Source organism: Synechococcus sp. OH20 (assembly GCF_047502685.1).
Taxonomy (GTDB): Bacteria; Cyanobacteriota; Cyanobacteriia; order Thermostichales; family Thermostichaceae; genus Thermostichus.
The window spans coordinates 27,087-37,987 of record NZ_JANSIQ010000011.1 but is presented as its reverse complement, the minus strand read 5'-3'; the positions used below and the strand labels follow the sequence as shown (position 1 = coordinate 37,987).

At 60.2% G+C, this 10,901-nt stretch carries 10 protein-coding genes; 8 read left to right on the top strand and 2 right to left on the bottom strand.

The genetic code is table 11. The features are described 5' to 3' along the window. The coding region (locus NW826_RS02185; protein WP_414509329.1) for a hypothetical protein at positions 1–1,008 on the bottom strand (1,008 nt) is incomplete at its 3' end. A 239-nt stretch (positions 1,009–1,247) separates the two neighbouring features. Here NW826_RS02185 and ccsB point away from each other — a divergent pair. From ccsB to NW826_RS02160, 5 genes are all read left to right on the top strand, one after another. After that, complete coding sequence (gene ccsB, locus NW826_RS02180) at positions 1,248–2,258, top strand: c-type cytochrome biogenesis protein CcsB (RefSeq protein ID WP_414509429.1); 1,011 nt, start codon at positions 1,248–1,250, stop codon at positions 2,256–2,258. An 84-nt stretch (positions 2,259–2,342) separates the two neighbouring features. Further along, positions 2,343–2,726 (top strand): LapA family protein, encoded by a 384-nt coding sequence (locus NW826_RS02175; protein ID WP_414335441.1) that lies wholly within the window; start codon positions 2,343–2,345, stop codon positions 2,724–2,726. 88 nt (positions 2,727–2,814) lie between these two features. After that, a complete protein-coding gene (gene tig / locus NW826_RS02170; RefSeq protein ID WP_414367982.1) occupies positions 2,815–4,425 on the top strand; it encodes a trigger factor in 1,611 nt (536 codons plus the stop codon). Between the two features lie 222 nt (positions 4,426–4,647). Next, positions 4,648–6,117, top strand: a complete 1,470-nt coding sequence (locus tag NW826_RS02165) for a S41 family peptidase (protein ID WP_414509328.1) — start codon at positions 4,648–4,650, stop codon at positions 6,115–6,117. Between the two features lie 139 nt (positions 6,118–6,256). Then, positions 6,257–7,606 carry an adenylosuccinate synthase gene (locus NW826_RS02160; protein ID WP_414335446.1) on the top strand — a complete coding sequence of 450 codons (1,350 nt, stop codon included), beginning with the start codon at positions 6,257–6,259 and terminating at the stop codon, positions 7,604–7,606. 15 nt (positions 7,607–7,621) lie between these two features. Here NW826_RS02160 and NW826_RS02155 read toward each other — a convergent pair whose 3' ends face one another. After that, positions 7,622–8,383, bottom strand: a complete 762-nt coding sequence (locus NW826_RS02155; RefSeq protein WP_414509327.1) for a hypothetical protein — start codon at positions 8,381–8,383, stop codon at positions 7,622–7,624. A gap of 192 nt (positions 8,384–8,575) precedes the next feature. Between NW826_RS02155 and NW826_RS02150 the strand changes: the two genes are divergently transcribed. From NW826_RS02150 to NW826_RS02140, 3 genes are all read left to right on the top strand, one after another. Further along, the gene (locus NW826_RS02150) at positions 8,576–9,061 is read left to right on the top strand and encodes an ureidoglycolate lyase (protein WP_414509326.1); all 486 of its coding nucleotides are present in this window, start codon (positions 8,576–8,578) and stop codon (positions 9,059–9,061) included. A gap of 316 nt (positions 9,062–9,377) precedes the next feature. After that, a complete protein-coding gene (locus NW826_RS02145) occupies positions 9,378–9,533 on the top strand; it encodes a hypothetical protein (RefSeq protein ID WP_414509325.1) in 156 nt (51 codons plus the stop codon). Positions 9,534–9,549: 16 nt separating this feature from the next. Then, entirely contained in the window at positions 9,550–10,887 is a 1,338-nt protein-coding gene (locus tag NW826_RS02140; RefSeq protein WP_414509324.1) for a CAP domain-containing protein, read from the top strand. The last annotated feature ends 14 nt before the right edge of the window (positions 10,888–10,901 follow it).

Genomic DNA, 10,901 nt, shown 5'->3' with positions numbered 1-10,901 from the left:
CGTCGCCATCGGGCCGGGCGTCTGGGTCGGTGTGGGCGTCGGCGTCGGGGTCGGCGTGGGCGGCGGTGGGGGGGTGGGTGGCGGCGTGGGTGTGGGTGTCGGCGTGGGTGTGGGTGTCGGCGTGGGCGTCGGTGTCGGCGTGGGTGTCGGCGTCGGTGTGGGCTGGGGCTGCACAATGGCCAGGGCCTCTTCCGCTTTCAGCTCGCCGCGGATCAGCTTGGAGAGAGTGTCTTGGCCGCCGGGGGTGTAGGTGATCTCGCGGGCAGCGCTGTTGAACACGTTGCGGATGGGATCCCCTTTGCTGTCCACCAGTTCCACCACCATCACATTGCGACCGGGCCTCAAGCCCTTCAAGTAAAAAGACTCCCAGCGATCCAGCAGGCCAGATTGGCCGTTGAGGGTGTAGCGGATGCGCCAATCCCGCGGCAGGTCGGTCAGCAGACTCTCGCGTACCGGGGCGTTGGCCAGCCAAAAGTCCACCAGGATCGGCTCGGCACCGTAGCTGCCGGTGGGGCGGTTGTAGGTGAGCAAAGGCAGGTGCGGCTGCGGCACGTATTCCGGCGTAGGCGCTAGCACATGGAAGCTGACTTGGGCGTAGGCCTCGGAGTTTTTAAAGCTCTCGTGCCAGGGCTTGCCGGCAAACACCCGCAGAGTATGGGATCCCGGCTCCAAATCCTCAAAAACGAGGGGAGCATCGGCATCGTAGTGGGCGATGTAGGGCCGGTTGTCCAGCACTACGTGCAAATGGGGGCCAAGGCCCAGTTGCGGATCCTTAAAAAGGGGGTACCCCTGCACTGCAAAGCGAACGGTTACTTGCCGCTCCGACAACACCTCACCCGGCTTAGGGCTGAGGATCTGCACCCGCGGACGGCAGTGCTCCAAGTGGGCATCCAGCTTGGCAATCTCCGGCGGCACTGGTACCCGCTCGAGCTGAGGTAGCTGTTCCTGGGGCTGTTCAGGCGGGGATCCACCGCAAGCGACCAGCACAAGAGCTGCCACCAGAGCCATCCACCATCCCCATCTCCAGGTTCTGGCCTTTCCCGCGTGTCCTTGCATGAGCCTCACATCCCAACACTTTCGGTATCCTGCCGAGCAGCAGATAAGCCATCCCCACATTACCAGCATGTGTCCTTTGGGGAAGATCCCCTCCCCCACCCTAGAATGGGATCAGCGGTCTGGCCCAAGCGGGGTCAGGAGAACTTTTGAGGTCAGGTATGGCTTGGTTGGCGATAACGGCTTTTGCAGGCTTGGATCTAGCTCAGTGGCAGGCTTTGCTCAACAACATGGCCTTTGCTGTCTGTTTGGGGGCCATGCTGTTTTACTGGGGGGGGGCAGCGTTTCCCCAGGTGCAGCTTCTGTCTGAGCTGGGCTTGGCGGGGATGATCGGGGCAAACTTGACGATCGCCGCCCTGCTGACGGCCCGCTGGATCGATGCCGGCTATTTCCCCTTGAGTAACTTGTACGAGTCTTTGTTTTTCTTGGCCTGGGGGATCACCACCTTGCACCTGCTGGCTCTCCACTGGACTCGTAGCCGTTGGGTGGGGGTGACGACCGCCCCGCTGGCGACAGGCATTGTGGCCTTTGCCGCCCTGGCCCTGCCGGAAGATATGCAGGCGGCCCAACCACTGGTGCCGGCTTTGCAATCCAACTGGCTGATGATGCACGTAACTGTGATGCTGCTGGCCTACGCAGCCCTCTTGGTGGGATCCCTTTTGGCCATCACTTTTCTCATCGTCACCCGCGGCCAGGAAGTTCAGTTGAAGGGCAACTCCCTCGGCCTGCAATTTCGCCCCTCTCAGCCTGCAACCCACCCGGAATGGACAGAAGCCACCCTGCCATCTCCTGCTGCAGAACTGGTCTACGCCGGGATCCGCTCCCCCCGACTGGCTGAACCTCTTCCCCAACCGGCACCCAACGAAGCGATCGCTTGGCAACGGCTGAGCCTGGCGGAAATCTTAGACAACACCAGCTACCGGCTAATCGGGCTGGGGTTCCCGCTGCTCACCATCGGCATCATTGCCGGCGCCGTCTGGGCCAACGAAGCCTGGGGTACCTACTGGAGCTGGGATCCCAAAGAAACCTGGGCTTTGATTACCTGGTTGGTCTTTGCCGCCTATTTGCACGCCCGCATCACCAAAGGCTGGCAGGGCAGGCGCCCCGCCCTCTTGGCCAGCTTGGGCTTTGGGGTGGTTTGGGTGTGTTATCTGGGGGTGAACTTTCTGGGCAAAGGCTTACACAGCTATGGCTGGTTCTTCTGAGATCTCTTGGGCCAACAAATCAACCCCCGTTTGTGGGTATTCTGGTGCTGGCAAGCCGTCGTGGATCCCTCGAAGGAGAAAATCATGCAACTGTTCAACTACCTGATCCTGTTCTCGGCCCTCCTGGGAATCGCTCTTTTTGCCATGCAAAACGCCACCCCGGTCACGATTAACTTCGCCCCCGGAGTCAGCATCGAAAGCCCACTGGTGATTGAACTGCTGGCTTCTGCCGGGATCGGGGCCGCCCTTGCCTGGCTGTATAGCCTCTGGATGCGTGTCCAGTTCAGCATCGAAGCCCGCGAAAAAAATCGGCAACTGCAGGAGAAGGAAGTCACCATCACCGAGCTCAAGGAAATGGTGGTGGAGCTGGAAGCCAAAGTCAAGCAACTGCCCCCCAGCAAGCGCGCCGAACCCCAAGAGGACATCCAGGAGGTGAAAGAAGTGGCCACCGAGGGATCCCCTGCCTAGAACTGCCCCGTATGGATCCCGTCGATCCCCAAGCGGTTGGGGTAGAATTGAACTTCTGCTTGCTTCTCTCACCAGCTCATCACTTCCTATGCAGGTCACACAAGAAAAACGCCCTGGCAGCCGGGTTGGCCTCAAAATCGTGGTAGAAGCGGACCAGGTGAAGCGCTCCTACGAAAAAACCTTGCGCCAACTGGAGCGGAATATCCAGATCCCGGGATTTCGCAAGGGCAAGGCCCCCCGCAACCTGGTGATGCGCCAGGTGGGCCGTGAGCGCATCATGGCCAGCGCTGTGGATGACTTGATCAACGAGGCCATCCAACAGGCCTTCCAGGAAACTCAGCTCACCCCCATCAGCCGCTTCGAGCTGGATGAGGAGGTGGGGCAGCTCTTGGCCCAGTTCAACCCGGAAGCCGATTTCAGCTTCTCAGGGTATGTGGAGGTGTACCCCGAAGCCCGCGTCGGCCAATACAAAGGTCTAACCGTCACGGCCACCCGCGTCACCGTCAAGCCCGAACAGGTCGACCAGCTCATCGACCGGTGGCGGGATCAGCGGGCCACCCTCCTGCCCGTAGAAGATCGGCCCGCCCAGTTGGGGGATGTGGTGGTGATCGATTTTCAAGCTCGCGACGCCGAGGGCAATCCCCTGGAGGAGATCGCCGCCCAAGACTTTCAGTTGGAGCTCAAAGAGGAGAACTTCATCCCCGGTTTTGTGGCGGGCGTTGTCGGCATGCAGCTCGACGAAACCAAGGAGATCACAGCCACTTTCCCCGACGATTACTTCAGAGAAGAGTTGGCTGGAAAAACGGTTACCTTCACCGTCCATCTGAACGAGATCAAAGCCAAAGAGCTGCCCGAGTTGAACGATGCCTTTGTGCAGGAGATCAGCAACTTTCAGACGGTGTCCGAGCTGCGGGAACACCTGCAAAAGCGCCTCGAACAAGATGCTCTGAGACAATCTGAGGAAAACCTGGAGACGGCCATCCTCAACGCCATTTTGGAAACCACCGAGGTGGATCTGCCGGAGACCCTAGTCGAGCAAGAAACGACACAACTGCTGGCCCAAAGCCTTCAGTCGCTGCAGCAGCAGCAAGGGGTCCCGCCGGGAGAGATCCGCAAGCTCTTGTCCCAAATGCCGCCCGAAACCCTTAACCAGTTGATGGAGCGCTACCGGCCCGAGGCCATCAACCGGCTGCGGCGCACCTTGGCTCTCAGTGCCATCGTCCGGCAGGAGCAGATTGCCGTAGGCCCCAACGAATTGGAAGTCGAAGTGGAAGAGGTGATGGCGGCCTATGCCCAGCAAGGGCAGAAGCTGGATCGGGAGCGAGTACGCCAAGTCGTTCACGAAGATCTTCTGACCAACAAAGTGATGGCCTGGCTGAAGGCTCAGACCACAGTCAACTGGGTCGATGGCGAGGGGAATCCCACCCAGGCGCCCACTTCTTCGGCGAGCTCAGAACAGAGGGTTACAGTGCCAGAGGCGGAGTTCGAGTCCGAGGGGCCAGAGGCAGTGGCAGCCTCTTCAGAGACGGCCACGGACGCTGACGGAGAAGCGGCCGACGAACCGACTCTAGCTGTAGAAGTATCCCCTGCCGAAACTGTCTCCGCCTCTGCGGTCGGCTCGGAACTCGAAGTGACAACCCCGGTTGAGGAGACAGCAGAAAAGCCCAAGCCAAGCAAAAAGGGCAAAAAAGGCAAGTAAGCGAACAACCAGGTCTGTGCGGGGGGGTTTTCTGACTGGAAACACTCTGCTCAAAAGAAGGGGGACGAGGCAGCCACATCTAGTGTTCTAAGATGCAAAAAATAGATATCTGACACCGCGGACAGTGGCAGAGGGAAGCGTTTGGGGTTTATCCTATTCGCAGCATCTGCAAGAGGCCAGGCCGCCATGAAGGGAGTTGCGCGTGCAATTGGAGCGGGGGGAATGGTCGTGGCACTTGCTGGGATCCTTCCCATCAGGGTGATGGGTCAGGCAGGCTTGCCGCCGGTGCCGGTCATCCCGTCTGTTGAGGGGCCGATGGTTGAGCCGGCCCCTTCCCCTTCTGAGAGCTCGCCTTCTCTCCCTTCTCCGCCAGTAGGCCAGGATCTGCGCTACTTAGTGGGACTGTTCATCAACGAGTCTTTGGGGGCGGGCAGCCAAGCGGCTGCAGTCAGTTACCACGACCTCTACACCCGCCTCTTGGCCCGCACCTACGGGGATCCCCGTCCCCCCATCGAGGTGGAGCAGGAGTTGATCCAAGAAATCTTGCGGGAGTATGGGGATCCTGCCGATCGGTTTTGGAATGCGCAAGCTTTTAAGGACTTGCTCAACCGCCCTCGCCCGCCTGTCCAGGCGCGTGGGATCGGCCCGCGCCGGGTTTATTTGGCGGTGCCGGAGCTCACCCCTGCCACCGCTCAGCAGATCCGCCAAACCCTCTACACCCAAGACTACAGCCAGGGCATAGTTCTCGATCTGCGCGGATCCGTGGGCTATGACCCGCAAGTGGTGGCAGATGTGGCCCGCCTGTTTTTGCCCCGCTCCATTCAACCGCTGCTGATTACCGAAGACCGCTTTGGGCAGCCCACCCTCTGGAACAGCGAAAATTTGCCCATTGCCGCCGGGATCCCGCTGGCGGTTCTGGTGGATGGCAACACGCGCCAGGGGGCCACCCTCTTGGCTGCCCAGTTGGGCTCCAGCGGTAGCACCCTTATTTTGGGGCAGCCCACCCAAGGCAGCGAGCGACAAACCCGCTTCTTTGCCCTTCCCTCCGGCGCGGCGGTGGAACTGGCCGTAGCCACCTGGAAAACGGGAGATGGTCGTTCCCTAGCGCAGGGTTTGGTGCCCTTGCAAAGGGTAGAGGGAGATGAGAACGCCTGGCTGAGTGCCGCCCTGGAAGCGCTGGCCCTGCCCCCTCGCCGCCCCAGCCCCCCACCCCGCCCCACCGTACTGGTTCAAGAGGGCCGTGTCGGCCGTTTTGTCCTAGGCATGGATACCCGCAACGTCGATACCCACCTCCTGGGCAATGTGGATCAGATCCCAGCGGCCTCTGGGGCCAACGTCTTTCAGCCCAACAGCGACCTGAAGATCTTTTACCTGCAAGATTACATCCTCTTTACCTACCGCCATCCGGGCATTGTGGATAGCTTTTTTGCCAACCGCATCTACACCACCCACCCAGAAGCTATGACCGGCGAAGGGATCCGCATGGGCTCCACCTACTCCGAAGTGATCGCCGTTTATGGTGGGCCCGGCGAGAACGGCTACAACGAGGTGGTGCCCTATCCCAAGGGAAGCCGAGAATATCTGCGCGACGATCGCTACTACGTCAACTACGATGCCTTGGGCCTGGCTTTTACCTTTGCGGCGGGATCCAACCAGGTCACTGCCATTGGCCTGTTCAAACCAGGGAGCTGAAAGGGGAAGGAAAAAGTTAATCGATTGTTAACGTTTTTGTCCCAAGACCTCAACATTGCCCCGAGCAATGCGGTAAATTAGTGCAGCAGCCCCCGCAAAGGGGATTTTTTGTGCCATCCACGGACTGTAGGAGAAGCTCTTGGCAAACGTTGTGGTTGTCGGTGCCCAGTGGGGCGACGAAGGAAAAGGCAAGATCACCGACCTCCTCAGTGAAAAGGCGCATGTGGTCGTCCGCTATCAAGGTGGGGTGAATGCAGGACATACCCTGGTGGTGGGGGGCCAAACCTTCAAGTTGCACCTGATCCCCTCCGGCATCCTCTACCCCGACAAACGCTGCATCATCGCCAGCGGCACGGTGATCGATCCTGAGGTGTTGCTGGCGGAGATCGACCAACTGCACCAACTGGGGATCTCCACCCACAACCTGTACATCGCCGAAACCGCCCACGTGACCCTGCCCTACCATCGTGTCATCGACGTGGCCGAGGAAGAGCGGCGCGGCATCTATAAGCTGGGCACCACCGGACGAGGCATTGGCCCCACCTATGCCGACAAGGCCGAGCGCATGGGCATCCGCGTCGTGGACTTGATGTACCCCGATCAACTGCGGGAACGCCTCAGTTGGGCCATTCCCTACAAGAACGTTTTGCTGGAAAAAATCTACAACCTGCCCCCGCTGGATCCCGAGCCGATCATCCAGCAATACCTGGCCTACGCCGAGCGGCTGCGTCCCTACGTTACCGACGCCGCCCTGCTGCTCACCCAAGCCATCGAAGATCGGGAGAACATCTTGTTTGAAGGGGCTCAAGGCACCCTGCTGGATCTCGACTACGGCACCTACCCCTACGTCACCTCCTCCCATCCCATTGCCGGTGGCGCTTGTATTGGCGCCGGGATCGGCCCCACCAGCATTGACCGGGTGATCGGGGTGGCCAAAGCCTATACCACCCGCGTTGGGGAAGGCCCTTTTCCCACCGAGCTCAAAGATGAGATCGGGGCGTACCTGGGGGCAACCGGCGCCGAATTTGGCACCACCACCGGACGACAACGGCGCTGCGGCTGGTTCGATGGCGTGATCGGGCGCTATGCGGTGCGGATCAATGGCTTGGATTGCCTGGCCATCACCAAGCTGGATGTGCTGGACGGCTTGGATGAGATCAAGGTGTGCGTGGCCTATGAGTACCAGGGGCGGGAGATCCGTCACTTCCCCAGCGATGCCCGTGTCTTTGCCCAGTGCAAGCCCATCTACGAAACCCTGCCCGGCTGGAAGTGCTCCACCAAAGACTGCCGCTCCATCCAAGACCTGCCCCCCGAAGCCCATGATTACCTGAAGTTTTTGGCGCAGTTGATGCAGGTGCCGATTGCCATTGTTTCGCTGGGGGCCAGCCGCGAGCAGACGATTATTGTCGAAGATCCCATCCACGGCCCCAAACGTGCTCTTCTCTATCCCAACGGTGGCAAGCGCATCCACGCCCTCATGCCCGATTGAGGGAACTTGATATAACTACAAATCAAAAGTTGTTTCCTCTGGATTTTGAACTTTGTCTTGAGCTAGGTTTGCTTCTCGCTGCTGCAGTTGGCGGATTTGGGAGCGCACGTGGAGGGCAACTTGCAAAGCGGCGTCCAAAAGCCGCCCCTGCTCACCGGCCCGCTCCCTCACCTGCAGGGCGGTCAAAGCCGCCAGATTATCTCCGAAAAGCTCACTCTGCTGCTCGATCAGATCCTCGTTTTGCCGCAAAATCCGCTCGGTTTTCAGGGCGCGGATCAGATCTGTCCGCGTCAGCTTCAAAGCCTCGATTACTTCAGCCCGCTGGGCCAGCTTGACCTCGGGGTTGCCGGCTTCCACCAATTGGTCGTTGAGGTGGATGGCTTGGATGATCCGGTTGTAGCGATCTACTTCCTCCAGCAAGTTCAACAGCAGCGGCAGGCGGCGGCTGCGGAAAATCCAATAGGCTTGGCCCAAAGCGGCAATGGCTGCCAGGATCCCCCATTCCACCAGCCAAGTGCGCCAACTGCTGTACAGGCCGGGGATCCAGATCCGCCCCAGCAAGGTCAGCAGGGATCCCCCTGTCCAAAAGGTCAAGAAACGGCAGCAGAGATCCAGCACCAACAACAGGCGCAGCAGATCCCAGAAGGCGGAGAACTGGCGCAGCCAGTCTTTCCAGCGGCGGACGGGCCGAGGTCGGTACAGCCAAGCTACGGGCACCCCAGAAAGACTTTGCACTTGAAAAGGAGAAATGACCAGCTCCTGTAAATCCCGCCGCATCACCATTGCCGAGTGTTACAAATTTCTCCCATTTTACTGAGACTGTTCTCCGGAAGGAGACTACCGGCAAATCTGGGTAAGATTAAGATCTGCTCTGCTATTTGGGTCTTCACGACCTTGTGCCGGCAGCAGGTGGGGATCGGCTTGCGGAGCAACAACGGGTACAGCTTTGGGAAAGAGGAGACAAACAGGGTGAGCAGTCAACTGCGCCAACTGAAGGCCCATCTCGCTGAACCGGAAAACTTTGCCCTCTACGGGCAGGTGATCTATCCTACTCCTGACGACAAACCCTTCGACGGCCAAGATGCCCAGTTGGTTTTGAATCAGGGGCAACCCCGCTTCTACCTCATGCGCTTGCCCCGCCGTGGCCTTCGGTTCACCCAAATAACTCACCACACCCGTTGCACCCAGTGTCTGGGATCCCTGCACAGCAAGGAGTGGTTTATTGCCGTCGCGCCGCCTGCCGACGAGCTACAGGTGGATGAGATTCAAGCTTTTCGGGTGCCCGGCGACCGCTTTATCAAACTGGAAATGGGCACCTGGCATGCCGGCCCCTACTTCGACCACGAGGAGTTTATCGATTACTACAACCTGGAGCTGGCCGACACCAACCTCACCGACCACGAGACAATCAACCTGCTCCAGACTTACAATCTGGAGTTTCAGATCATCCCTTGAGAAAGGGATCCCTTCAGGCAGATGATGGGCAAATCATGTCAACGTGAGCAGTCCGATTCAGCGGCAAAAAGCAGATTCATCCACGCAATCTTTACGCTTGAGCGCAGAAAAAGGTACGCGGATCCGTCGCAGCACTAATGGTGGCGATGGAGAATGAACTTAGGCTCTATCTCTAGTGGGTGGGGCCCAGTTGGGCCAGCATTCCTTGCCCTGTTCTCAGGTTCTGCTCTTGTCGGCACAAGCCCTGGCACGGCGACCGGTTTGGCCAGGTGATAAAACAGGGTCAAACCTGGCAGCGTTTTGGAGATTTGTTGCGATGGCTACACTCCAACCCACCCAAGTGACCCGCCAGCTCTTGGGGGCCCTGGCCCTGTTCCTGTGCCTGGGGCTGCTGTCTGCCTGCGACGAGGGTAGCAGCAGCACCGTCAGTCCCCCCAGCCTCACGCCCACTCCCACCCCCGCCAGTCGGTAAGCCTACAGGATCTTGCATGCCTTGGCAGCGGCTGCCCAGTTTGCAGCAAGTCTGGGCAGGGGTGGTTTTGAGTCTGCTCTGCCTTGTTCTGTTGGCCGCCTGCGGCGGCAGGGGGGAGGGATCCCTTACTGCGGTGGGGCCCCCGCCGGCGGGGGAGCTGCCCATCGCCAGCTTCATGTGCCAGTTGGATCGCCAGACCCGCACCTTTGCCGGCCCTATCTATGCCGAGCAGCCGCAAGTTGCCACTTGTGATCCCGGTCGCCTCACCCCGGCAGCAGCCCAGAAGATGATGGATCGGCTGAACTTTCTGCGGCTGTTGCACGAGTTGCCGCCGGTGGAGCTCAATCCCGAGTTCTTGGAGGCCGCTCAGCAAGCGGCGCTGCTGCAGGTGGCCAATGGCGCCCTCAGCCACGAGCCACCCCCCTCTTGGCGTTGCTTCACTCCTGCCGGGGCGGCGGGATCCCGCTTTGGTAACTTGGCGATCGGCCCGATTCTGGAGCTGAACGGCCCCGACCCAGGGCGGGTGCTGGCGCGCCAGGTGGACATCTACTTTGCCGAGCCGGGCCGGGAAAACTTCGTGGACGTGGGGCATCGCCGCTGGAACCTCTATCCCCAACATGCCCAAGGCGCCTACGGCATTGTCTTTGACCCGCGGGCCGGACGGGTGACCCAGGCCAATGCCAATTGGATCTTCGGTTTTGACGAGTCCGTGCCGGATCCAGAGTTTATTGCCTTCCCGGAGAGGGACGGCTATCTCTACCGTCTGGAGGGATTTTCCGGCCAGCCCTTATCTGCCTACCGCTGGTCTTTCTCGGTGCCCAGCCGCGGCGGCCTGTCTGACCTCAGCCAAGCCCAAATCCGCATCACCGATGCCCTCACCGGCGAACTGGTGCCTGTTGGAGATATCCGGGTTGGGGATCCCGCCTTTGGCCTGGAAACCCTCACCTACTCGGTGGGATCCGTTCAGCCCAATCGCCCCTATCTCTTTGAGATCAGCGGCATCCGCCTCAAGGGTGGGCCGCCGCGCACCTATCGCTACACCACCACCCTCTACGACTGCGACCCTCAGGCTCCGCCAAGGCCCGCACCCCTGACCGAAGGGCTGGGGATCCCACCCCGTCTGCTCTGGCAGATGGAGCCTTTCAACTCTGCCAACCCTCTCAACAACTACAGTCATTATCAAATAGTCGTGAAACAGTTCGTCGCGCCGTTATTGCTACGCAATGCTGTCGCAGGTCGCCGCTCTAACTCCCCTCTCCCTTTGGGAGAGGGGCCGGGGGTGAGGGTGGGAGAGGGGCCGGGGGTGAGGGTGGGAGAGGGGCCGGGGGTGCGGGAGCGCTCCCTCGCTGGGTAGAGGGTAGTAAAGGG

Bases quoted from the DNA above. Each gene is read 5' to 3' on its own strand.
- NW826_RS02175 (WP_414335441.1), top strand. From the start codon at position 2,343: ATGCAACTGTTCAACTACCTGATCCTGTTCTCGGCCCTCCTGGGAATC.
- tig (WP_414367982.1), top strand. From the start codon at position 2,815: ATGCAGGTCACACAAGAAAAACGCCCTGGCAGCCGGGTTGGCCTCAAA.
- NW826_RS02165 (WP_414509328.1), top strand. From the start codon at position 4,648: ATGGTCGTGGCACTTGCTGGGATCCTTCCCATCAGGGTGATGGGTCAG.
- NW826_RS02155 (WP_414509327.1), bottom strand. From the start codon at position 8,383: ATGCGGCGGGATTTACAGGAGCTGGTCATTTCTCCTTTTCAAGTGCAA.
- NW826_RS02145 (WP_414509325.1), top strand. From the start codon at position 9,378: ATGGCTACACTCCAACCCACCCAAGTGACCCGCCAGCTCTTGGGGGCC.
- NW826_RS02140 (WP_414509324.1), top strand. From the start codon at position 9,550: ATGCCTTGGCAGCGGCTGCCCAGTTTGCAGCAAGTCTGGGCAGGGGTG.